General features: G+C 73.0%; 22 protein-coding genes. 12 read left to right on the plus strand and 10 right to left on the minus strand.

All coding sequences use genetic code 11. From position 1 onward, the window contains the following. The first annotated feature begins 6 nt into the window (after positions 1-6). The 4 genes from IE275_RS33195 to amaP are packed head-to-tail and all read left to right on the plus strand — an operon-like array spanning position 7 to position 1,842. Positions 7-192 carry a hypothetical protein gene (locus IE275_RS33195; RefSeq protein WP_124002412.1) on the plus strand — a complete coding sequence of 62 codons (186 nt, stop codon included), beginning with the start codon at positions 7-9 and terminating at the stop codon, positions 190-192. Then, positions 189-572, plus strand: a complete 384-nt coding sequence (locus IE275_RS33200; RefSeq protein WP_189716065.1) for an Asp23/Gls24 family envelope stress response protein — start codon at positions 189-191, stop codon at positions 570-572. Before IE275_RS33195 ends, IE275_RS33200 begins: the two co-directional genes overlap by 4 nt. Then, on the plus strand, positions 569-1,255 hold the full coding sequence (locus IE275_RS33205) for a DUF6286 domain-containing protein (RefSeq protein ID WP_189716067.1): 687 nt from the start codon (positions 569-571) through the stop codon (positions 1,253-1,255). Before IE275_RS33200 ends, IE275_RS33205 begins: the two co-directional genes overlap by 4 nt. Further along, on the plus strand, positions 1,252-1,842 hold the full coding sequence (gene amaP, locus IE275_RS33210; protein ID WP_189716069.1) for an alkaline shock response membrane anchor protein AmaP: 591 nt from the start codon (positions 1,252-1,254) through the stop codon (positions 1,840-1,842). Before IE275_RS33205 ends, amaP begins: the two co-directional genes overlap by 4 nt. Before the next feature lie 74 nt (positions 1,843-1,916). On the opposite strand, the gene IE275_RS33215 is transcribed toward amaP, so the two are convergent. The 5 genes from IE275_RS33215 to IE275_RS33235 form a co-directional block, all read right to left on the minus strand. After that, complete coding sequence (locus IE275_RS33215; protein ID WP_189716071.1) at positions 1,917-2,672, minus strand: SDR family oxidoreductase; 756 nt, start codon at positions 2,670-2,672, stop codon at positions 1,917-1,919. A 5-nt stretch (positions 2,673-2,677) separates the two neighbouring features. Continuing rightward, the gene (locus IE275_RS33220; RefSeq protein WP_189716073.1) at positions 2,678-4,465 is read right to left on the minus strand and encodes a glycoside hydrolase family 15 protein; all 1,788 of its coding nucleotides are present in this window, start codon (positions 4,463-4,465) and stop codon (positions 2,678-2,680) included. A gap of 121 nt (positions 4,466-4,586) precedes the next feature. Continuing rightward, positions 4,587-5,381 carry an SURF1 family cytochrome oxidase biogenesis protein gene (locus IE275_RS33225; protein ID WP_189716075.1) on the minus strand — a complete coding sequence of 265 codons (795 nt, stop codon included), beginning with the start codon at positions 5,379-5,381 and terminating at the stop codon, positions 4,587-4,589. 70 nt (positions 5,382-5,451) lie between these two features. Beyond that, entirely contained in the window at positions 5,452-5,685 is a 234-nt protein-coding gene (locus IE275_RS33230) for a metallothionein (RefSeq protein WP_078633039.1), read from the minus strand. Positions 5,686-5,766: 81 nt separating this feature from the next. Beyond that, on the minus strand, positions 5,767-6,861 hold the full coding sequence (locus IE275_RS33235; RefSeq protein WP_189716077.1) for a DEDDh family exonuclease: 1,095 nt from the start codon (positions 6,859-6,861) through the stop codon (positions 5,767-5,769). 402 nt (positions 6,862-7,263) lie between these two features. Between IE275_RS33235 and IE275_RS33240 the strand changes: the two genes are divergently transcribed. After that, complete coding sequence (locus IE275_RS33240; protein ID WP_189716181.1) at positions 7,264-7,968, plus strand: VIT1/CCC1 transporter family protein; 705 nt, start codon at positions 7,264-7,266, stop codon at positions 7,966-7,968. Positions 7,969-7,976: 8 nt separating this feature from the next. Here IE275_RS33240 and IE275_RS33245 read toward each other — a convergent pair whose 3' ends face one another. Next, the gene (locus IE275_RS33245; RefSeq protein WP_189716079.1) at positions 7,977-11,057 is read right to left on the minus strand and encodes an NACHT domain-containing protein; all 3,081 of its coding nucleotides are present in this window, start codon (positions 11,055-11,057) and stop codon (positions 7,977-7,979) included. 151 nt (positions 11,058-11,208) lie between these two features. On the opposite strand from IE275_RS33245, the gene IE275_RS33250 reads away from it, so the two are divergent. From IE275_RS33250 to IE275_RS33260, 3 genes are read left to right on the plus strand one after another with little or no spacing between them, the layout of a single operon-like run. Further along, positions 11,209-12,174 carry a sterol desaturase family protein gene (locus tag IE275_RS33250; protein ID WP_189716081.1) on the plus strand — a complete coding sequence of 322 codons (966 nt, stop codon included), beginning with the start codon at positions 11,209-11,211 and terminating at the stop codon, positions 12,172-12,174. Continuing rightward, positions 12,171-12,833: a lysoplasmalogenase gene (locus IE275_RS33255; RefSeq protein WP_189716082.1), complete on the plus strand. Its 663-nt coding sequence runs from the start codon at positions 12,171-12,173 to the stop codon at positions 12,831-12,833. The genes IE275_RS33250 and IE275_RS33255 overlap by 4 nt, the downstream gene beginning before the upstream one ends. A 36-nt stretch (positions 12,834-12,869) precedes the next feature. After that, entirely contained in the window at positions 12,870-13,913 is a 1,044-nt protein-coding gene (locus IE275_RS33260; RefSeq protein ID WP_189716084.1) for a zinc-dependent alcohol dehydrogenase family protein, read from the plus strand. A 49-nt stretch (positions 13,914-13,962) separates the two neighbouring features. Here the strand turns inward: IE275_RS33260 and IE275_RS33265 are convergent, their stop codons facing one another. Together IE275_RS33265 and IE275_RS33270 are read right to left on the minus strand one after the other, a co-directional pair. Continuing rightward, positions 13,963-15,339, minus strand: a complete 1,377-nt coding sequence (locus IE275_RS33265; protein ID WP_189716086.1) for a CoA transferase — start codon at positions 15,337-15,339, stop codon at positions 13,963-13,965. Positions 15,340-15,503: 164 nt separating this feature from the next. Further along, on the minus strand, positions 15,504-17,033 hold the full coding sequence (locus tag IE275_RS33270; RefSeq protein ID WP_189716089.1) for a S8 family peptidase: 1,530 nt from the start codon (positions 17,031-17,033) through the stop codon (positions 15,504-15,506). 346 nt (positions 17,034-17,379) lie between these two features. Between IE275_RS33270 and IE275_RS33275 the strand changes: the two genes are divergently transcribed. The 3 genes from IE275_RS33275 to moaA all read left to right on the plus strand — a co-directional run bounded on the left by IE275_RS33275 (position 17,380) and on the right by moaA (position 20,496). After that, positions 17,380-17,736: a DUF485 domain-containing protein gene (locus IE275_RS33275; RefSeq protein WP_189716092.1), complete on the plus strand. Its 357-nt coding sequence runs from the start codon at positions 17,380-17,382 to the stop codon at positions 17,734-17,736. Further along, entirely contained in the window at positions 17,733-19,358 is a 1,626-nt protein-coding gene (locus tag IE275_RS33280; protein ID WP_189716094.1) for a monocarboxylic acid transporter, read from the plus strand. The genes IE275_RS33275 and IE275_RS33280 overlap by 4 nt, the downstream gene beginning before the upstream one ends. 148 nt (positions 19,359-19,506) lie before the next feature. Further along, complete coding sequence (gene moaA, locus IE275_RS33285; RefSeq protein ID WP_189716096.1) at positions 19,507-20,496, plus strand: GTP 3',8-cyclase MoaA; 990 nt, start codon at positions 19,507-19,509, stop codon at positions 20,494-20,496. A gap of 12 nt (positions 20,497-20,508) precedes the next feature. On the opposite strand, the gene IE275_RS33290 is transcribed toward moaA, so the two are convergent. Next, positions 20,509-20,727, minus strand: a complete 219-nt coding sequence (locus IE275_RS33290; protein ID WP_189716098.1) for a hypothetical protein — start codon at positions 20,725-20,727, stop codon at positions 20,509-20,511. 216 nt (positions 20,728-20,943) lie between these two features. Beyond that, the gene (locus IE275_RS33295) at positions 20,944-21,339 is read right to left on the minus strand and encodes a DUF3099 domain-containing protein (RefSeq protein ID WP_189716101.1); all 396 of its coding nucleotides are present in this window, start codon (positions 21,337-21,339) and stop codon (positions 20,944-20,946) included. 202 nt (positions 21,340-21,541) lie between these two features. Between IE275_RS33295 and IE275_RS33300 the strand changes: the two genes are divergently transcribed. Next, positions 21,542-21,820, plus strand: coding sequence for a GlsB/YeaQ/YmgE family stress response membrane protein (locus tag IE275_RS33300; protein WP_189716103.1), 279 nt, complete (start codon positions 21,542-21,544; stop codon positions 21,818-21,820). Positions 21,821-21,858 lie beyond the last annotated feature (38 nt).

A 21,858-nucleotide genomic window follows, 5' to 3' on the forward strand; every position in this document is an offset into this window, starting at 1 on the left:
CGCAGCATGAGCATGGCCGTGGTCGGCATGATCGCCGGCATGGCACTGGGCTTCGCCGGGTACTTCGGCGGGTTCGGGGCCTTCCTGCTGGTGGCGGCGCTGGGCGCCATCGGGTTCGTCGTCGGCCGGTTCCTGGAGGGGGACCTGGAGATCGGCGACTTCTTCCGCACCCGTGACGACCGGCGCAGGTGACGCCGGTGAGCGAGGGCGCGGACGCCGTCGTCGGACGCCCCGCCGTCGTCCCGCCCCGTGAACGCGGGGCGACCCGGATCGCCGACCGGGTCGTCTCGAAGGTCGCCGCGCAGGCCGCCCATGAGGCGGTCGGCCCGCTGCCGCCCGACGTGACCCGCCCGCACGCCACCGTCGTGGTCCACCACGGCGCCGCGCATGTCCGGGTCCACCTCGAACTGGACTATCCCACCGATATCGGCACCCGTTGCCGCGCGGTGCGTCGACATGTCACCGAGCGGGTAGGCGCGTTGGTGGGAATGGAGGTCCCGGAGGTCGCCGTGCAGGTCGAACGGCTGCACCGGACGGCGGCCCACGGCGAGGCACACGGGAGGACGCGATGAGCGAGCCCCGGGGCTCGGAGAGCACACTGCCCGTCCTGGAGAAATCGGCGCAGAACGAGGCGGACGACGCCACGGAAGGGGCGGCGCCGAACACGCCCGCGCATCCGGGGGAGGAACCGCCCGCCGCCCACGGCCTCGGCGGCGGCCGGCGGTTCTGGTCCGCGCGCCGCGTCCCGGCGGGCATCGTCGCGGCGGTGCTGCTCGTGATCGCGGGCGCCTTCCTGTACGACGTCGTCGCGGTCCGCGCCGACCGCACCGCGTCGGCCTGGCGGCGCGGCCTGGCCCGGGAGCTCGCCGAACGCCCCCTCGACGACACCTGGGTGCTGGTCGGCGCCGGCGTCGCGGCCGCCCTCGGCCTCTGGCTGATCGTGCTGGCCGCCACCCCGGGCCTGCGGGCCGTCCTGCCGATGCGGCGCACCCACCCCGACGTCCGCGCCGGCCTCCACCGGGACGCCGCCGCACTGGTGCTGCGCGACCGCGCCATGGAGGTCGCCGGTGTGCAGTCGGTCCGGGTACGCACCGGTCGGCGCCGGGCCGATGTCCGCGCGCTCTCCCACTTCCGTGACCTGGACGACGTCCGCACCGACCTGGACACCGTCCTCACCGAGGCCGTCCGCGGCCTGGGCCTGACCCACCCGCTCGCCCTGTCGGTGCACGTGCGGCGGCCCGGGAAGAAGAGGTGAGGGCCGTGCAGCTCAGGACCGTCAACCGGGTGCTGCTGGGGGTCGTCGGGCTGGTGCTGCTCGCCGTCGGCGGCGCGGTCCTCGCCGTGGGACTGGGCGTGTCCCCGCCGTCCTGGTGGATCCACGACGGCCCCCACGACGTCCTGCTCAGCACCGCCGAACGCACCCGTTGGCGCACCGAGACCTGGTGGTGGCCGACGGTCATCGCCGTCCTGGCGCTGCTGGTGCTGCTGGCCCTGTGGTGGCTCACGGCGGTGCTGCGCCGCCGCCGGCTCGGCGAGGTCCTGGTCGACACCGGCGACGGCGCGGGCGCCCTGCTGCGGGGCCGGGCCCTGGAGGGTGTCCTGACGGGCGAGGCGGCCGACCTGGAGGGCGTGGCCCACGCGCACGTCCATCTGACCGGCCGCAGGGACGCCCCGCGGACGCGTGTGCGCCTCCGGCTGGAGCCGCACGTGGACCCCGGCACGGCCCTGCACCAGCTGACGGCACAGGCCCTGGCCCACGCGCGGGACTCGGCGGCCCTCCCGGCGCTCCCGGCCGAGGTACGGCTGCGGGCGGCCAAGCACAAGGCGGAAAGGGTGAGCTGAGAGAACCCGCGCCCCGCGCCCGGCGACCCTTGTCGGAACCCGTGTCTCGGAACCCGTGTCTCGGAATCCGTGTCTCAGAACCCGTGCCGCATTCCGCCGTCGACCGGCACCATCAGGCCCGTCAGATAGGAGGCGGCGGGCGACAGCAGGAACGCGGCGGTCCGCCCGAACTCGTCCGCGGTCCCGTACCGCCGCAGCGGGATCCGGGACTCGTTCGCGGCCCGGGTGGCCTCCGGGTCGGCGGACATCGCGTCCAGCTCCCGCACGCGATCCGTGTCGATCCGTGCCGGAAGCAGCCCGACCACCCGGATCCCCCGCGGCCCCAACTCGTCCGCCAGCGACTTCGCGAAGCCCGCGAGACCCGGCCGCAGCCCGTTGGAGATCGTCAGTCCGGGAATTGGCTCATGCACCGACCCGGACAGCACGAAACCGATCACACCGCCGGCGTCCAGCTCGGCCGCGGCGGCCCGCGCCAGACGGACCGCCCCGAGGAACACCGACTCGAACGCGGCCTGCCACTGCTCGTCCGTGTTGTCCGCGACGAACCCGGGCGGCGGCCCGCCCACACTCACCAGCACCCCGTCGAACCCGCCGAAGGCCTCCCGCGCGGCGGCGATCAGCCGTGCCGCCGCCGCGGGGTCGGCGTTGTCGACGGCGACGCCGACCGCGTTCGGCCCCAGCGCGGCCGCCGCGTCGGCGACCCGCTGCTCGTCCCGTCCGGTCAGCACGACCCGCGCGCCGTCCGCGACCAGCTCGCGCGCGGCGGCGTTGCCGAGGCCGCGGGTCGCTCCGGTGACGACGTACACCCGGTCCTTCAGTCCAAGATCCATGGCCCCTATCCTGCCTCCTCGCCGCCGAACAGGGCGAGGGCGGTGTTCACCAGGCCGATGTGGCTGAAAGCCTGCGGGAAGTTGCCGAGGTGGCGGCCGGCGGCGGGGTCGTACTCCTCCGGCAGCAGGCCCACGTCGTTGGCCAGGCCCACCAGCCGCTCGAACAGCTCCCGCGCCTCCTTCGTACGGCCCGTCAGGTGCAGGGCGTCGGCGAGCCAGAACGAGCAGGCGAGGAAGGTGCCCTCGTCGCCCGGCAGGCCGTCGACGGGCGTGCCGTCGGTGCTGTACCGGCGCACCAGACCCCGGTGGCCCAGCTCGGCGCCGATCGCGTCGACCGTGCCGACGACCCGCGGGTCGTCCGGCGGCAGGAAGCCGACGCGCGGGATGAGCAGCAGGGAGGCGTCCAGTTCGAGCGAACCGTAGGACTGGGTGAAGGTGTTGCGCCGCCGGTCGAAGCCCTTCTCGCACACCTCCAGGTGCACCTCGTCGCGCAGCGCCCGCCATCCGGCCAGGTCCCCGGCCAGTTCCGGGTTCTCCTCCAGGGCGCGTACGGCCCGGTCGGCGGCCACCCACACCATCACCTTGGAGTGGACGAACTGGCGCCGGCCGCCGCGCACCTCCCACAGCCCCTCGTCCGGCTCCCGCCAGTTCCCGGCCAGCCACTTCATCAGCGCGCACTGCACCGCCCAGGCGTGCGGTGTGGCCGGCAGACCCGAGCGGCGGCCCAGCGACAGACTGTCCATGACCTCGCCGTAGACGTCCAGCTGGAGCTGGTTCACGGCCTCGTTGCCGATGCGTACGGGCACGGAGTCGGCGTGTCCGGCCAGCCAGGACAGTTCGAACTCGGGCAGCCGGCGTTCGCCCGCCAGCCCGTACATGATCTGGAGGTCGGCGGGGTCGCCGGCCACGGCGCGCAGCAGCCAGTCCCGCCAGTCCCGAGCCTCCTCCTGGTAGCCCGCGGCCAGCAGGGCGTTCAGGGCGAGGGTGGCGTCGCGCAGCCAGCAGTAGCGGTAGTCCCAGTTGCGCACCCCGCCCGGCTCCTCGGGCAGGGAGGTGGTGGGGGCGGCGACGATTCCGCCGGTGGGCCGGTAGGTGAGGGCCTTGAGGGTGATCAGGGAGCGCACGACGGTGTCCCGGTGGGGGCCGTCGTAGCGGCACCGCGCGGCCCACGCCTGCCAGTCCTCGACGCTGACGCGCAGGGCCTCGCGCGGGTCGACGAGGGGCGGGCGGGGTTCGTGCGAGGGGTGCCAGGTGAGCACGAACGCGACCGACTCGCCCGGGCCGACGGTGAACTCCGAGTGGGTCGCGAAGTCCTCGCCCCAGGTCCGCACGGGCGGTTCGCTGCGCAGCCAGACGGCGTCCGGTCCGGCGACGGCCACCCGGTGGCCGTCGGACCGGCGCATCCAGGGGACGACCGAGCCGTAGTCGAAGCGCAGCCGCAGCCGGCTGTGCATCGTGACCCGGCCGCGCAGTCCCTCGACGACGCGTACGACGTCGGGGGCGCGGTCGCGCTGCGGCATCAGGTCGGTGACCCGGACCGCTCCCTCGGGGGTCTCCCACTCCGTGTCCAGCACGAGGGTGTCGGGGCGGTAGGCGCGCCGGGTGCAGGGGCCGTCGACGCCCTTGGGAGCGATGCGCCAGTGGCCGTTCTCCTCGTCGCCGAGGAGGCGGGCGAAGCAGGCGGCGGAGTCGAAGCGGGGCAGGCAGAGCCAGTCGACGGAGCCGTCCGTGCCGACCAGGGCGGCGGTCTGTTCGTCGCCGATGAGCGCGTAGTCCTCGATGCGGGGGTGCACGGGGTTGCGGGTTCCCGCCGGAGGCCCGGGGCAATCAGGGTGGGGCCGGGCGGGTGACGGCGCACCCGCGGGCCGCGTGACCGCCTCGGGAGCCGCCCGCGTCCCACCGGCGGGGGCGCGCTCACACCGGAGCCGGTGCCTCTTCCCTGCGGTCCTGCGCGACGGCCGCCGCCGCACGGTCCCGGCGTTCGCGGCGGACCAGGACGAACCAGCCCACGGGGACGCCCGCGGCGAACAGCCACCACTGGATGGCGTAGGCGTAGTTCAGCGCGGCGTCCTCGTCGCCGGGGGTGCCGATCGGCTCGGGGGTGTCGCCCTTCGGCTCGGGCGCGGTCTGCGCGATGTAGCCGCCGAGCACCTCGGCACCGAGACGCTCGGCCTCCCGCTCGCTGTTGATCAGCATGATCTGCCGGTCCGGCAGCCCCTGGAGGTTCTTGATGCCGCTCGCCGCGGTCGTCTCGTCCGGCATCAGCCGGCCGGTGACGGTGACCTTCCCGGCGGGCGGCGCGGGGATCTTCGGGAACGCGGTCTGGCTCGGGCCGTCCGCCGGGATCCAGCCGCGGTTGACCATCAGCACCTTGCCGTCCGTCAGCACCAACGGGGTCAGGACGTGGAAGCCGACCTCCTCGTCGGAGTTGACCCGGCGCCGGACGACGACCTCGTGCGCGGTGTCGAAGGTGCCCGTCGCCGTGACGCGCCGGTACCGCTCGTCGCGGCTGACGGTGTGTCCCGGGGACGTCATCCGCTCCACGGGTACCGGCGTCGCGTGCAGCGCGTCGGAGACGAGCTGGTTGCGCGCGGTGCGCTCCTCGTAGCGGTGCATCTGCCAGAAGCCCAGCCGGATCATCGTGGGGATCAGGAGGAGGGCGACCAGCGTGAGGATCACCCACTGCCGGGACAACAGGAAGCGGTACACCCCACGACCGTACCTCCCGGCCGCGGGGCGCTCTCAGCGGGGTACCGGCAGGGGGACACCGGCGGGGGACTCAGACGCGGTCGACGATGCCCGCCCTCCCTTCCGCCCGCGCGCAGTGGGCGCCGCAGTACCAGTGGCCCTCGACCTCGACGCCCTGGCCGATGATCTGGACCCGGCAGTGCTCGCAGATCGGGGCCATGCGATGGATCGCACAGGAGAAGCAGTCGAAGACGTGCACCGCGCCCTGCGCGTGCACCTCGAAGGTCATTCCGTAGTCATTGCCGCATACTTCGCATCTCGCCATGCGCCACAGGGTGAGCCGTCGCCCCGCGCGCGGGCGAGCGGGGCGTGGGCGAGTCGCGCGGCAATCACCCGGACGTACGGGTCACCCGGCGGCGGACGCGGCGTCCCCCGCCGGGAGCGGGCCGTCCTCCGCCGGGCGCGCGCTCTCTCCCGCCGCGGGCGCCGTGTCTCCCGCCGCGGGCTCGACGTCTCGCAGCAACTGCCCGAACGCCGCCTCGTCGACCACCGGCGTCCCGAACTGGCGGGCCTTCAGCACCTTCGAGGTGGCCGAGTCGGGGTCGTTGGTGACCAGCAGACTGGTCAGCCGGGACAGGCTCGTCGCCACATGCAGGCCCGCCTCGGTCGCCCGGTCCTCCAGCAGTTCGCGGTCGACGGACGTGTCACCGGAGAAGGCGACCCGCATGCCCTGTTTGAGCCTTTTGCCGTCTTCGTACCGCCCCGGGTTGGGATATGGGCACGCGGGCCGCTTGCGGGACGCCCGCCAACTGGTCGGCCGGTACCCGCCGCCGTACCCCCCGTACCCGCCCCGGCCGCCGGCCTGCTGCCCGATCCGGGGCGCCGGCCGGTCGTGCCACTCGGTCAGCGGCCGGCACTCGTGCAGCGGCAGCCGGACCCCGCCCGCCGCCGCGGCCCGCAGACTCGGCCGGAACGCCTCCGCGAGCACACGCGCGTCGTCCAGCGCATGGTGCGCCCGCTGCTGGACGACGCCGAAGTGGGCCGCCAGCGACTCCAGCTTGTGGTTGGGCAGCGGCAGCCGCAGCTCCTTGGAGAGCGCGATGGTGCACAGCCGCTGGCGCACCGGGGCCTCGCGCTCCGCGCGCGCGTACTCCCGCGCGATCATCTGCCAGTCGAAGACCGCGTTGTGCGCGACGAGCACCCGGCCCGCGAGCCGCTCCGCGAACTCCTCGGCCACCTCCCCGAACAGGGGGGCGCCCTCCAGTACGTCGCTCGTCAGACCGTGGATCCACACCGGGCCCGGGTCGCGCTCCGGGTTGACCAGCGTGTACCAGTGGTCCTCGACCTCGCCGCGCGCGTCCAGCCGGTAGACGGCGGCGGAGATGATCCGGTCGTCCCGGGCCAGGCCGGTGGTCTCCACGTCGACGACCGCGTACCCCTGCGGATACGCCGCCGGCCACTCCGTGGCGGAGGACGCTGTGGTCGTACGGTCTTCGAGCATGGTCAATGAGGATACGGGGCCGCACTGACACCCCGTCGCACACGCCCCGGGGAAGGGCACGCCGGAAGACCGGTGAGACGTACGGGAGTTCGCGTCAGGGCGCGTGTGTGTACGAATGAAAGACACGCGCGCGTGCACGTGCGTGTACCAGACGGTCAGCCCCGAGCGGCCACCAGGTCCCCCGCGGCCAGGGCCCTGAGCGCACGCGCGCGTGCCGCGAACGCGGTGTCCGGCTCACCGGTGCTTCGCCGGTAGCGCCACAGCGCGTCGGGGGCGCCCGGCCGGGGCGCGCGCCGTACCACCGCGACCTCGCCGCGGGGTGCGACGCTCCGTCGTGTGACGGAACACGAGAGGGATCACGAGGGGGATCGCAAGGGGGATCACGAGGGGGGACCCGACCCGGTGCCCGGCCACGGCGAGGCGCACGGGGGCACCCTCGGGTCCCGCCTGAACTGGCTGCGGGCCGCCGTCCTCGGCGCCAACGACGGCATCGTCTCCACCGCGGGCCTCGTCGTCGGCGTGGCGGGCGCGACGGCCGACCGTTCGGCGCTGCTGACGGCCGGCCTGGCCGGTCTGCTGGCCGGGTCGATGTCCATGGCGGCGGGGGAGTACGTCTCCGTGTCGACCCAGCGCGACTCCGAGAAGGCCGCGATCGCGCAGGAGCGGCGGGAACTGCGTGAGCAGCCGGAGGCCGAACTCGAGGAACTGACCGGGCTGCTGGAGGAGCGGGGCCTCACCCGCGAGGTGGCCCGCGAGGCCGCCGTCCAGCTCACGGAGCGCGACGCACTGAGGGCCCACGCGCGCGTGGAGCTGGGCATCGACCCCGACGACCTCACCAACCCCTGGCACGCGGCCTGGGCGAGCTTCCTCGCGTTCACGGCGGGTGCCCTGCTGCCGCTCCTCGCGATCGTCCTTCCCCCGTCCGGCCTGCGCCTGCCCGTGACCGTCGTCTCGGTCCTGCTCGCCCTGGCCTGCACCGGCTGGAGCAGCGCCCGCCTGGGCGCGGCGGCCCCGGGACGAGCGGTGCTGCGGAACGTGGCGGGCGGCGCACTGGCGATGGGGGTGACGTACGGGGTGGGGGTGCTGTTGGGGGCGGCGGGGGTGTGAGGTGCGGGTCAGGAGGAGATGCGTTTCAGGCGGTCCGCAGGGAGGAGCTCGGCGCCGCGCAGGTCCAGGTCGGACGTGACATGGACCGTGAGGGTCTCGTGGTCGGCCAGTGGCGTCAGGTCGATCGTTCCACGGCAGCGGGCGATCTTGAGGGTGCGCAGGTTCGGCAGCTCCTTCAGGGGGTCGAGGCCGGTGGTGAGCTCGCACCCGTGGAGGGCGAGCTCGGCCAGCCCCCGGTGGCGGGTCAGGGCCTTTGGTGCCACGGCGGGGCTGTCGGCGATCTGAAGGATCTCGATGGAGGGCAACTCCGTCGAACGGGCCAGTTGTTCGGTGTGTGCCGCGCCGGTGACGCTCAGCCAGTCGAGCCGCGACAGCCGGGACAGTCCGTCGAGCCGGATCCCCTCCGCCTCGCCGAAGAGCCCAAGGCCCGCGAGCGACGGGATCTCGGGAAGGTCGGCCAGGCGGCGCACGTCCTCCGGCAGGTAGTCCAGCGAGACGTGCCGGAGGTCCCGGAGCCCACCGAGCGGGGTCAGGGACACCCTGGGCGAGAGCTTGTAGAGGTAGAGGTTCGTCACCGGCAGGTCTGCCAGAGGCGAGAGGTCGCGCACGCCCGCGCAGCCGTCGAGGCCGAGCAGTTCGAGCCGGGTGAGCCGGGCCAGAGGGGTGAGGTCGTCCACCCCCTCGCCGTTGAGGAACAGCCAGGTCGCGTGCGCGTTCCTCGTGATCACTTCGGGGATGCCCAGGTGTGCCGCGAGGTGGAAGTGCTCGATGTGCGGGAGCCGTTCGAGCGTGGCCAGCTGCGCCGGTGTCACCACATGGAGGTAGTTGCCCGGGAATCGCGCTCCGGACAGCACGGTATCCGCGTACTCCCGTGCGTCGAAGGACCGCCAGCCGACGGAGATCTGGTGAGCCACCCGGAACCTGATGTCCGCCCGGAACCGCGCGACGACCGCCATCCCCGCCGCCCCGCCCACCAGCGCCGCCGTCCGGACGACGGCCGCCGCCGTCTCCTCGTCCAGCCCCTCCGGTCCCGGCAGCAGCTCCAGCACCAGCTCGCCGACCTTCGCGAGTTCCTCCGCCTCCGCCAGGCTGCGCGGCGGCATCAGCTCCTCGGCCCGGGACTCGACCTCCCGGCGCACCGCCGGATCCAGTTCCGGGGCGTGTTCCAGGCTCGCCGCCGCCAGCAGCACCAGCCGATGCCGATGGCGCTGCGCCTTCTCCGCGCGGCGCAGCAACTGCCGTAGCAGACGTGTGCGTTCCTCCACGCGCGCGTGCCCGACCGCCATGCGGACGACGTCGTCCCACTGGTCGTCGTGCGCGTGGCGCACCAGCACACCGAAGTCGCGGGCCTCGACGGCCGCCTTCGCGCCGAGGTAGTCCTGGAAGGTGCGGTGGACGAAGTCCACGGAGCCCGGCACCGGCTCGCGCAGCAGCCCGCTGCGGATCAGCAGATGGGCGAAGACCTGCTCGGCGTCGCCCTGGTCCCGTACCTGCGGCATCGCGGCCAGCCACTCCTGGAGCAGGGCGACGACCTCGTCCCGCGCGGCCTCCACCTGGCCGTTGCGGATCATCCAGTACGCGAGTCGCTGGAGGAGGACGGTCTGCTCCTCACGGGAGAGGACGATGCCCTCGGCCCGCGCGATCTCCCGCTCCGTGTCCCGTCGTACGAGCAGCATGTCCAGGGCCGCGTCGTACAGCTCCTTGCGCGCGCGGGGCAGGTAGGTGCGCCGGTCCCGGTGCAGGGCGCACAGCAGCGCGCACATCAGGGGATTGGTCGCGAGCCGGCCGAGGTCCCGGCGGGTCGTCACCGCCTCCGTCAGGCTCTCCTCGTACCGGTCCAGCAGGTCCCGTTCGGTGTCCGGGGCGCACTCCTCGCGGGCGGCGTCGTGCCAGTGCCGAACGAACGCCCTGATGTCGTCGCGTTCCATCGGCAGCAGCGTGTGCGCGGTGAAGCCCTGGGGCGCCAGCCAGTCCTCCGGGACCGCCGACGGACGCGTGGTGACCACGTACCGGGCCCGCGGGAAGGCCGTGAGCAGCGACTTCAGCCACTTCTCCGTGCGCTCGCGCAGACGCTGCGGCACTTCGTCGACGCCGTCCACGAGGACCAGCGCCCGTCCGTCGCCCAGGAGCCCCTCGGCCCAGCCCTGCGGGGCGCTCAGCGGTACGCCCGACGCGGGGAGGAAGTCCTCCGGCAGCGGGAACCCGTCCGCCGCGGTGAAGGAGCGCAGGCGCAGGACGAACGGTACACAGCGGTTCCAGTCCGCGAGCTCCGGGCCGAAGGAGCGCCGGGACGCGTTCAGCGCCAGCCACTGCATCAGCGTCGACTTTCCCGAGCCGGCCGGGCCCCGCAGCACCAGCCGTCGGCGGTCCGCGAGCGCCTGTTCCACCGTCATGGGCGTCCGCGTCCCGTCGGGCGGGCCCTCACCCGGCGGTGCGTGGTGCCGCTCCGCGGTCACCGCCAGGCTCAGGTACGCCGTGTCCAGCGGCCACTCCGCGCGCCGCCGGCCGCCGAGGGTGATCCCGAACAGCTCCAGCCGGGAGTGGGTAGCGGCGACGAAGTCGGCGTACCGCTGCTCGAAGGCGAGGTGGGCCGGCGGCACCGGGTCGGCCCGGTCCCGCAGCAGCGCACCGGTCCGCCGCGTCTGCTCCACCGCCGCCCGTGCCGCGAACGACGGCTGCGCGGTGAGCTGTTCGACGACATGCGCGCAGCACAGCCGCAGCAGCTCCGTGTAGAGGCCCTGCGCCGCCTCCGTCAGGTCGTCGACCGGACGCCGCAGCTCGTCCGCGAGCCGTCGGGGGTCGAGGTCCGCCGCGAACAGCCGGCCGGGGGTCAGCTCGCCCGCCGCCGTGAACGTGTCCTGGACGGCCGCGACCGCGGCCAGCCGCTCGTGCTCCGGCAGGGACGCGTACCCGTCGGCGATCCGCCCGCCCAGGACCCGTGCCAGCCGGTCCGGCCCCGGCCGCCCGGGCAGCGGCCGCACCGGATCCGTCACCAGCCCCGCGCCCGGCTTCGGCGCGAGCACCGACTTCGCGACCGTCGAGACCACCGTCGACGCCAGCCGCACCACCACGACCTCGATGCCCTGCATTTCCGGCCTCCCCCGTCCGCCGTCCCCGGAATCGTAGGCAGGTCCGGTGCGTCCGTTGGCGGAGATCGCCAACAAGCAAGCGCATCCCCCCGGGAATACTTGTGGGTAACACCGTCTAGCCGGGGCTGACCAGCGGTTCTACGGTGCCCCCATGCCGAACCTGCCCGATGTCGTGCTCTGGTCGATACCCGCCTTCGTCCTGCTCACCGTGATCGAGATGATCAGCGTCCGTCTCCACCCCGACGAGGACGCGGCGGGGTACGGGACGAAGGATGCCGCGACGAGCGTCGGCATGGGGCTCGGGAGCCTCGTCCTCGACTTCGTCTGGAAGATCCCGATCGTCGCGATCTATACGGCGATCCACGAACTGACGCCCCTACGGGTCCCGGTGCTGTGGTGGACCGTCCCGCTGATGCTGCTCGCGCAGGACCTCCTCTACTACTGTTCCCACCGCGGCCACCACGTCGTCCGCATCCTGTGGGCCTGCCACGTCGTCCACCACTCCAGCCGGAAGTTCAACCTGACCACCGCGCTGCGCCAGCCCTGGACGTCCCTGACCGTCTGGCCGTTCTACGTCCCGCTCGTCGCCGCCGGTGTGCACCCGGCCGCGCTGGCGTTCTGCTCCTCGGCCAGCCTGGTCTACCAGTTCTGGATCCACACCGAGCGGATCGACCGGATGCCCCGGTGGTTCGAGTACGTCTTCAACACGCCCTCCCACCACCGCGTCCACCACGCCTCCCAGGGCGGCTACCTCGACCGCAACTTCGGCGGCATCCTCATCGTCTGGGACCGTCTCTTCGGCTCGTTCGCCGCCGAGACCGAACGGCCCGTCTACGGGTTGACGAAGAACATCAACACGTTCAACCCCGTCAAGGTCGCCACCCATGAGTACGTCGCGATCGTCAGGGACATCAGGGCGGCGGACGGCTGGCGCGCACGCGCGGGCCATGTGTTCCGCGGACCGGGCTGGCAGCCGACGGCCGGTCCGGGGGCGGTGACGGCGACAGCCGGGGCGACGACGGCGGGGGCCGCGACGCCGGCCACGTCCGACGCCGGTGCTCCCGCCACGGCCCGCGCGCGTGTCACCGCCCCGCCCGAGGAGAGCACGGTCTCGTGAACCCCCGCGTCCCCCTCCTCGCCCTCGGTCTCGCCACCGCCGTCGACCTGACCTCCCTCGCGGCAGGCTTCGACCCGGGACACCTGGTGGCCAAGCCGCTCCTGATGCCGCTCCTCGCCGTCTGGGCGGCCCTGAACGGCGCACCCCGGCTGCTCGTCGCCGCGCTCCTGTGCGGCTGGGGCGGCGACGTCCTGCTCCTGTCCGACGCGGACCCCGCCTTCCTCGCCGGCATGGCCTGCTTCGCGGCCGGCCATGTCTGCTACCTCGCCCTGTTCGTCCGCGCCGGCCGCTCACGCGCGTGCGCCGTCCTCCTCGCCCCCTGCTACGCCACCGCGCTGATCGCCACCGTCGCGCTGCTCCGGCCCGACCTCCCGCCGGACCTGCGCCTCCCGGTGGCCGCGTACAGCACCCTGCTCATGGCGATGGCGTACACCGCCACCACCCGGCTCGGACCCGTCACCGGCGCGGGTGGCGCGCTGTTCCTGCTGTCCGACACCCTCATCGCGACCGGCGTCGCCGACTGGCCGCAGCCGCCGCGTCCCGAGGTGTGGATCATGCTCACGTACATCGCCGCGCAGTTCCTGCTGGTCCGGGGCACCCTCGCGGAGCGGCGGGCGCCGGTGACGGCGTACCGTGAAGTGCGCTCGACCACCCCCTGAGCGCACCCACGCAACCGCACGAGAAGGACCCTCGCCATGCGCGCCACCACCATCCACGCCCCGTTCGACATGCGCGTGGAGGACGTTCCCGAGCCCGTGGTGCAGCTGCCCACCGACGCCGTGGTCCGGGTGCTGCGGGCCTGTATCTGCGGCAGCGACCTGTGGGCGTACCGCGGTGAGGCGGCCCGCCGGCCGGGGCAGCGGATCGGGCACGAGTTCCTCGGTGTGGTCGAGGAGACCGGCGCCGAGGTGGGCACGGTCAGGACCGGCGACCTGGTCGTCGCGCCCTTCATGTGGTCCGACGGCGTGTGCGACTACTGCCGCGAGGGCCTGACCACCTCCTGCGTGCACGGCGGCTTCTGGGGCTCGGTCGGCTACGACGGCGGCCAGGGCGAGGCCGTCCGCGTGCCTTTCGCCGACGGCACCCTCGTCGCGCTGCCCAAGGACGCGGTCTCCGACGACCGTCTGCTGTCCGCGCTGCTCACCCTCTCCGACGTGATGGGCACCGGCCACCACGCCGCCCTCGGCGCGGGCGCCCGGCCGGGGGCCACCGTCGCCGTCGTCGGGGACGGCGCGGTCGGCCTGTGCGCGGTCCTCGCCGCCAAGCGGCTGGGCGCCGAGCGGATCATCGCCCTCGGCCGCCACCAGGTGCGTACGGACATCGCCCTCGGCTTCGGTGCCACCGATGTCGTCGCCGAGCGCGGCGAGGCGGCCGTCGAGGCCGTCCGCGAACTCACCCGCGGCCAGGGCGCGCACGCCGTCGTCGAGGCCGTCGGCACCGAGCAGTCCATGCGGACGGCCGTCGACATCACCCGCGACGGCGGCGCCGTCGGCTTCGTCGGCGTCCCGCACGGCAGCGGCACCGGGCTCGACCTCGGCGTCATGTTCGACCGCAACATCGCCCTGCGCGGCGGCGTCGCCCCGGTCCGCGCCTACATCCCCGAGCTGCTGCCCGACATCCTGGCCGGCACCATCGACCCGTCCCCGGTCTTCGACCTCACCGTCGGCCTCGAGGGCGTACCGGCGGGCTACAAGGCGATGGACGAGCGCACCGCCCTCAAGGTCCTGGTGACCAACTGACCGAGGGGGCGGGGTCCACCGGCCGCCCTGGCCGGTGGACCCCGCCCGCTCAGGCGGCCCAGCGCGCCGGATCCGCCCCCCACGGCCCCGGCGGACGCGCCCAGTCGCCGGGCCCGCTCTCGAAGGACACCGGCGGCAGCGCGTACCGCAGCCGCCCGAGCGGGCCGTCGGTCTCCGCGAGCCAGGCGCCGGGCCCCTCGTGGACCTCCCCGTCCTCCTCGGCGGCCGCGTCCCGGCCCGCCATGAGCCACCCGGCCGTCCGCGCCAGCGCCACCCGTACGAAGCGGCTCCCGCCGTCGTACGACCGCTCGGTCAGCGCCCGCAGCACGGCGGCCGCCAGCAGATAGCCGGTGCCGTGGTCGAGCGCCTGCGCGGGCAGCGCGCCCGGCCGCTCCGGCGACCCCTCGACGGCCGCGATGCCCGTGGCCACCTGCACCAGGCTGTCGAAGCCGCGCCGCCCGCCCCACGGCCCGTCCGGACCCCACGCCGACACCTGCGCCACCACCAGCCCGGGCCGGCGCCCGGCCAGTGCCTCGGGGGAGAGCCCGAACCGGTCCAGGGAACCCGGCCGGTAGCCGGTGACCACGACGTCCGCCGCCGCCAGCAGCTCCTCGAAGGCGCGCCGGTCCGCCGTCAGGTCCAGCAGCGCCGACCGCTTCCCGAAGCCCGTGTCGGCGTGCTGGTCGGGCAGTTCCGGCAGTCGCGGCGCGTCGAGCCGCAGGACGTCGGCGCCGAGCAGGGCGAGCGTGCGGGTGGCGACCGGCCCGGCGAGGACCCGGGTCAGGTCCAGCACCCGCAGACCGGCGGCCGGCAGCAGGGGAGTGCCGCCGCCCCGGAGCGGTGCGAGCGCACGCGCGTGTGCCCCGTCCAGCCGGCCCCGCTCGACCAGTGGCCGCGCGGCGACGGCGGCCGCCTGCGCGTGCGCGGCCCACTCCTCGGGGGTGCGCAGGGCGACGGCCAGGCCGCCGGCCGCGTACACCGCCTCCTCGACGTCCCGCGCGGACCGTTCGGCGAGCGCCGCCTCGACGGCGGCCGGGTCCTGCGGCACACCCAGCGCCCTCGACAGCCGCTCCCGGTGGTGCGGGTAGTTGGCGTGCGTGCGCACCCATCCGTCGGCCGTCCGCCAGAACCGCGACAGCGGCGCGAAGAGCACCGGCGGCCGCCCGTCGACCAGCAGCTGCCGCTCACTGGTGAACGCGGTCGCCACCGCCCCGTCGTCCACGCGTACCCCCGGCACCCGGGCGAGCCCGGCCCGGTGCGCCCCCAGCTCCGCGCCGGCCAGCGCGCACGCGCCCACACAGGCGCGCGCCAGCTCCCGCACGGGCAGTCGCGCCGGCAGCGCGCCCTTCCGTGCGACGGTCGACACGCGCGCGAGGAGGGCGGGATCGCCGCCCAGTTCCGACCAAGCGAACTTGATTTCCACCATGACTGCATCATGCAGTATTGATTCAATCAACATAGGGAGCCCGGGGCGGCTGAGCGCGACGGGACGCGCCGGCCTTGCCGCGCGAGGCACCGAAACAGAACCCGTGGCACGGCGAAGGGCCGGACGGATGATCCGCCCGGCCCTCGGAACCACCCGCTCCGCGCCTACTTCACGGCACGCAGCGCGTTCACGATGCCCCAGCCGTAGAAGCCGTTGACCCGCGGGTTGCCGGCGCAGGTCGCGTCCTGCGTGCCGTCGCCGTTCTGGTCGTACGACTCCGGGCAGCCCGGGTTGTCCGCCTGGACCTTGAGCAGGGCCTGGAGCTGCGCCGGGGACGCCCACGGGTGCTCGGACTTCAGCAGCGCGGCGACACCCGCGGCGTGCGGCGAGGCCATCGAGGTGCCCTGGAGGAAGCCGTAGGAGTTGTTCGGCATCGTCGAGAGGATGCGGCCGTTCTTCGACGGCGTGTCCGGGATCTGGTAGAGCCGGTCACCGCCCGGCGCGGCGATGTCGACGACACCCTTGCCGTACGAGGAGTAGTACGACTTGACGTTGTTCACGCCCGTCGCGCTCACGGTGACGACGCCCGGCAGCTGGGTCGGCACGTCGAAGCACTCGTGCGGGTCGATGGTCCGCTCGTACGGCGTCGTGTCGTCGGGGCTGCTGGCGTCCACGATGGCGTCGGAGTCCAGGTCGTGGTTGGAGTTGCCCGCCGAGGCCAGGTTGAGCGTGCCCTTCTTCTGGGCGTACAGCTGGGCCCGGTTGACCGCGTCGACGATGGCTTCCTGGTCCGGGTCGTCCATGCAGTTGTACAGCCACGGGTCCACGTAGTAGCTGTTGTTCGTGATCTCGACACCGTGGTCGGCGGCGAAGACGAACGCGCAGACGACGTTCTCCGGGTAGAAGAGGCCGTCCTTCGGGTCGCTGACCTTGATGCTGGACACCTTGACGCCCGGCGCGACACCGGCGACACCGATGCCGTTGCGGGCCGCGGCGATCTCACCGGCCACGTGCGTGCCGTGGTAGTCCTCCGCCGTGTACGGGCGCCAGGCGCCCTCGGCGGTGTCCGCGACGCCGCCGACACAGTTCGCCGACTGGGACGCGGAGAAGTTCGGCGCGAGGTCCGGGTGGGTGTCGTCGACGCCGGTGTCGATCACGGCGACGGTCACCTTGCGGCTGCCCGGGTTGATCTCCGCGGCCTTGTCGGCGCCGATCGCCCGCAGGTCCCACTGGTCGGCCTCGAGCGGCTCGCTCTGCGGGGACGCGGCGGACGCGGCCTCGATCTTCTCGGCCTGCGCCTCCGACAGCACCTGCGCGGCACCGTCGTCGGTGGTGTCCGCGACACTCAGCGGGCCGGTCCGGGTGGCACCCGCCGACTGCACGCCGCGCACCGCGCGTATCTGCGGACCGAAGTCCGGGTTGGCCGAGTGCACGACGATGACGCCGATCCTGTCGTACGTCGCGACGACGGTGCCGCCGGCCTTGGCGATCGCCTTCTTCACCGACTCGATCGTGCGGTGGTCCACCTTGGTGTTGACGACGTACGCCAGATTCACGGCGTCGGCCGTCTGGGTGGCGGACGTCGCGACCGGCGCCGCGGAGGCCGCCGTCGGCAGGAAGCCGAGGGAGGCGGTCAGCGACAGTACGACGGGCACCGCGAGAGCGAGGCGACGTCTGGAAGGCAGATGAGCCATGGGGTCTCCACATCATCCGGAAACGAGACCGGCCCGGGACGCAGGTGACGCCTGGGCAGGTACATGACGGGTGGTGCTCGCCCGAAGCTATCTCCCCGACTCACGGGCCAGCAATGACCTTTGGCGACGACTTCCGACGAAAAGTCGCCGCGGACGCCGGACAGGTCACCCACATGGCCCCTCCGACGCACCCGGGAGCCGCCCCCCGAAACGTCACGACAACGACTTTCGAAACAACCCGATCGTGTTGAACCGGCCCTAGCGCGCCGCCGTGACCTTGTGCAGGGAGCCCGTGGACGATCGAGCCTCCCCGTACACCCCGCCGCCCGCAACGCGAGGAGACTCCGTGGCCACCGAGACACCGCCCCCCTCGAAGACCCAAGCCAGGCTCCCCTCCACCGAGGAGTTCGTCGCGGTGCACGAGAGCGCGGAGTTCGGTGAACTGCGCCGTTCCTACCGGGGCTTCGCCTTCCCGCTGACCGTCGCCTTCATCGCCTGGTACCTGCTGTACGTCCTGCTCTCGAACTACGCGGGCGACTTCATGGGCACCAAGCTCTTCGGCAACATCAACGTGGCCCTCGTCCTGGGCCTCGCCCAGTTCCTCACCACGTTCCTCATCGCCTGGTGGTACGCCCGGACCGCCGCCGCCAAGTTCGACCCCAAGGCCGAGGCCATCAAGACCCGGATGGAGGGCGACGCATGAGCCCCGCACAGCAGACCCTGATCGCCGCGGGCGAGGCCAGTGAGCACCGCCCGCTGATCATCACCCTGTTCGCGGTGTTCGTCGTCGCGACCCTCGTCATCACCGTCTGGGCCGGCCGCCAGACGAAGGACGCCGCCGACTTCTACGCCGGCGGACGCCAGTTCACCGGCTTCCAGAACGGCCTCGCCGTCTCCGGCGACTACATGTCCGCCGCGTCCTTCCTGGGCATCGCCGGCGCCATCGCCCTCTTCGGCTACGACGGCTTCCTGTACTCCATCGGCTTCCTGGTCGCCTGGCTGGTCGCCCTGCTCCTGGTCGCCGAGCCGCTGCGCAACTCCGGCCGCTACACGATGGGCGACGTCCTCGCCTACCGCATGCGCCAGCGCCCGGTCCGCACCGCCGCCGGCACCTCCACCATCGTCGTCTCGATCTTCTACCTGCTGGCCCAGATGGCGGGCGCCGGCGTCCTGGTCTCCCTGCTGCTGGGCATCACCAGCGACGGCGGCAAGATCGGCATCGTCGCCCTGGTCGGCGTACTGATGATCGTCTACGTCACCATCGGCGGCATGAAGGGCACCACCTGGGTGCAGATGGTCAAGGCCGTGCTGCTGATCGCGGGCGCCCTGCTGCTGACCTTCCTGGTGCTGCTGAAGTTCGACTTCAACGTCTCCGACCTGCTCGGTTCCGCCGCCGACAACAGCGCCAAGGGCTCGGCGTTCCTGGAGCCCGGCCTGAAGTACGGCGCCACGAGCACCACCAAGCTGGACTTCATCTCCCTCGGCATCGCCCTGGTCCTGGGCACCGCGGGCCTGCCGCACATCCTGATCCGCTTCTACACCGTGCCCACCGCCAAGGCCGCCCGTAAGTCGGTCATCTGGGCCATCGGCCTGATCGGCGCCTTCTACCTGATGACCCTCGCCCTCGGCTTCGGCGCCGCCGCGCTGATCAAGCCGGACGAGATCATCGCGTCGAACAAGGCGGGCAACACGGCCGCACCGCTCCTGGCCCTCCATCTGGGCGGGGTGGACTCCAACTGGGGCGCGATCCTGCTGGCCACGATCTCCGCGGTCGCCTTCGCCACCATCCTCGCCGTCGTCGCGGGCCTCACCCTGGCCTCGTCCTCCTCCTTCGCGCACGACATCTACGCGAACGTGATCAAGCGGGGCCAGGCCTCCGAGAAGCAGGAGATCAACGCGGCCCGCTGGGCCACCGTCGGCATCGGCGCCGTCTCGATCGTCCTGGGCGCCCTCGCCCGCGACCTCAACGTCGCCGGCCTGGTCGCCCTCGCCTTCGCCGTCGCCGCCTCCGCCAACCTCCCCACGATCATCTACAGCCTCTTCTGGAAGCGGTTCACCACCTCCGGGGCCCTGTGGTCGATCTACGGCGGCCTCGTCACCGCGGTCGGCCTGGTGCTGTTCTCGCCGGTCGTCTCCGGCAAGCCCACGTCGATGTTCCCGGACGTCGACTTCCACTGGTTCCCGCTGGAGAACCCCGGCATCATCTCGATCCCGGTCGGCTTCCTGCTGGGCGTCGTCGGCACCCTCCTGTCGAAGGAGGAGCCGGACGCGGACAAGTACGCCGAGCTGGAGGTCCGCTCCCTGACGGGCACCGGAGCCCACTGACCCCCTCCGGGAGCGCGGCCGCGTCGTAGATCCCTACGACGCGGCCGCGTCTTACCTCGTGGGATCGGGCCCTGTCGATGTCGGTGGCGTCACGTAGGCTCGCAGGTGACGGAGAACGACGCGATCCGCTGCGAGGGAGGGGGCCCACGTGCTCATCGACACGTACGGCCGAGTGGCCACCGACCTGAGGGTCTCACTGACCGACCGCTGCAATCTGCGGTGCACGTACTGCATGCCCGAAGAGGGCCTCCAGTGGCTGGCCAAGCCCGACCTCCTCACGGACGACGAGATCGTCCGCCTGATCGACATAGCCGTCTCCGGGCTCGGCATCGAAGAGGTCCGCTTCACCGGCGGCGAGCCCCTGCTCCGTCCCGGCCTGGTCGGCATCGTCGAGCGGGTGGCGGCCCTGACCCCGCGGCCCCTGATGTCCCTGACGACGAACGGCATCGGCCTCAAGCGCACCGCCACCGCCCTCGCGGCGGCGGGCTTGGACCGGGTCAACGTCTCCCTGGACACCCTCCGCCGGGACGTCTTCAAGACCCTCACCCGCCGCGACCGCCACCAGGACGTCCTCGACGGCCTCGAAGCCGCCCGCGACGCCGGCCTGACACCGGTCAAGGTCAACTCCGTCCTGATGCCGGGCCTGAACGCCGACGAGGCCCCCGACCTCCTCGCCTGGGCCGTGGCCCACGACTACGAGCTGCGCTTCATCGAGCAGATGCCCCTCGACGCCCAGCACGGCTGGAAGCGCGAGGGCATGGTCACCGCGGGCGACATCCTCGCCTCGCTGCGCACCCGCTTCGACCTCACCCCCGAGGGCCAGGGCGAGCGCGGCTCGGCCCCCGCCGAACGCTGGCTGGTCGACGGCGGCCCGCACCGCGTCGGCGTCATCGCCTCCGTCACCCGCCCGTTCTGCGCCGCCTGCGACCGCACCCGCCTCACCGCCGACGGCCAGGTCCGCACCTGCCTCTTCGCCCGCGAGGAGACGGACCTGCGCGCCGCCCTGCGCTCCGACGCCCCCGACGAGGAGATAGCCCGTATCTGGCGCCTCGCCATGTGGGGCAAGAAGGCAGGCGCGGGCCTCGACGACCCGAGCTTCGTGCAGCCGGACCGACCGATGTCCGCGATCGGCGGCTAGGGCGGACACGGCCTAGGACGGTCCCGGGTTCTGCCACTCGGTCAGCAGGACCACGTCCTTCAGGAAGCCTCGTACGCCGAGGAACTGCGAGAGGTGCTCGCGGTGCTCCTCGCAGGCCAGCCAGGTCTTGCGGCGGTCCGGGGTGTGGAGCTTCGGGTTGTTCCAGGCGAGGACCCAGACGGCGTCGACACGGCAGCCCTTGGCGGAACAGATGGGGGTCTCGTCAGTCACAGGTCCGTCTCACAGATGCGCACACAAAGGCGACGCCGAGCAGCCACGGGGGGAGCTGCCCGGCGTCGGTCCGTCGCTCCGACGGGGGATGCGGAGCGCGTACGAAGTATGTCACGGCCGACCCTTCACAGGGGACCTCAACAGCATGATTGATCTGAGCTTTTCCTGAGCTTCCCGCACAGGCGGTTCATGGCCTGCGCCCAGCCTGCGCGGACGTCAGTCCTCCCGGAGGGATTCCGCGGCCCGCTCCTCTTGCGCCGCGCGTTCCTCCCGCACGGGGGATCCCGCCGGCGCCCGGTCCGCCCGCGGCGGCTCGATCATCGGCGTGCCGGGCGTGCTCACGAACGTCGACGGCAGCCCCGGCGCGTTCTCCCGCCCCGCGTTGGCGATCACCACCGCGACATAGGGGAGCAGCACCCCCAGGACGAGCGCCACGAACGCCACGTGCCGCTCCACGTTCCACAGCGACACCGCCAGGATCACCGACACCGTACGGATCGACATCGAGATCACGTACCGGCGCTGCCGGCCCCGCACGTCCTCCTGGAGACCCTGCCGGGCGCCGGTGATCCGGAACACCTCGACGTTGCCGCCGCCACCCTGCTTCCGCATCGCATTCCACCGTCCGCCCGCGTCACACTCTCCCCGGCCTCCCACGGTACGCCGCGGCTCCGCCGCCTTCGAGACCGGGGCGCGTCCGGTCCGGGCGAACGTCCTGCGCCGTCCCGCGTACAGCGGTACCCGACATGCGCCGTACGGCGTACGGCCCGAGACTGAGGGCACTGCTCACGTCGAGCCGTACGAGGAGGCAGCCATGGGCTGGTTGTGGGCGATCATCGTGGGATTCGTGCTGGGTCTGATCGCCAAGGCGGTCCTTCCCGGCAAGCAGCACAGCCCACTCTGGCTGACGACCATCTTCGGCATCCTGGGTGCGGTCGTCGGCAACGCGATCGCCCGCGGGTTCGGCGTCGAGGAGACGGCCGGCATCGACTGGTGGCGCCACCTCTTCCAGATCGTCGCCGCGGTCGTCATCGTGGCCCTGGGCGACAGGGCGTACATGGCGACGCTGGGCAAGCGGAAACAACGGGCCTGAACCGGGACGCCGGGACGCGCGAAGGGGCGCGGGGAACC

Source organism: Streptomyces phaeofaciens, assembly GCF_014648915.1.
Lineage (GTDB): Bacteria > Actinomycetota > Actinomycetes > Streptomycetales > Streptomycetaceae > Streptomyces > Streptomyces phaeofaciens.

Coding starts and splice junctions, on each gene's coding strand:
- IE275_RS33195 (WP_124002412.1), top strand. CDS start 7: ATGAGCATGGCCGTGGTCGGCATGATCGCCGGCATGGCACTGGGCTTC.
- IE275_RS33205 (WP_189716067.1), top strand. CDS start 569: ATGAGCGAGCCCCGGGGCTCGGAGAGCACACTGCCCGTCCTGGAGAAA.
- IE275_RS33215 (WP_189716071.1), bottom strand. CDS start 2,672: ATGGATCTTGGACTGAAGGACCGGGTGTACGTCGTCACCGGAGCGACC.
- IE275_RS33230 (WP_078633039.1), bottom strand. CDS start 5,685: ATGGCGAGATGCGAAGTATGCGGCAATGACTACGGAATGACCTTCGAG.
- IE275_RS33235 (WP_189716077.1), bottom strand. CDS start 6,861: ATGCTCGAAGACCGTACGACCACAGCGTCCTCCGCCACGGAGTGGCCG.
- IE275_RS33245 (WP_189716079.1), bottom strand. CDS start 11,057: ATGCAGGGCATCGAGGTCGTGGTGGTGCGGCTGGCGTCGACGGTGGTC.
- IE275_RS33250 (WP_189716081.1), top strand. CDS start 11,209: ATGCCGAACCTGCCCGATGTCGTGCTCTGGTCGATACCCGCCTTCGTC.
- IE275_RS33260 (WP_189716084.1), top strand. CDS start 12,870: ATGCGCGCCACCACCATCCACGCCCCGTTCGACATGCGCGTGGAGGAC.
- IE275_RS33265 (WP_189716086.1), bottom strand. CDS start 15,339: ATGGTGGAAATCAAGTTCGCTTGGTCGGAACTGGGCGGCGATCCCGCC.
- IE275_RS33270 (WP_189716089.1), bottom strand. CDS start 17,033: ATGGCTCATCTGCCTTCCAGACGTCGCCTCGCTCTCGCGGTGCCCGTC.
- IE275_RS33280 (WP_189716094.1), top strand. CDS start 17,733: ATGAGCCCCGCACAGCAGACCCTGATCGCCGCGGGCGAGGCCAGTGAG.
- IE275_RS33295 (WP_189716101.1), bottom strand. CDS start 21,339: ATGCGGAAGCAGGGTGGCGGCGGCAACGTCGAGGTGTTCCGGATCACC.
- IE275_RS33300 (WP_189716103.1), top strand. CDS start 21,542: ATGGGCTGGTTGTGGGCGATCATCGTGGGATTCGTGCTGGGTCTGATC.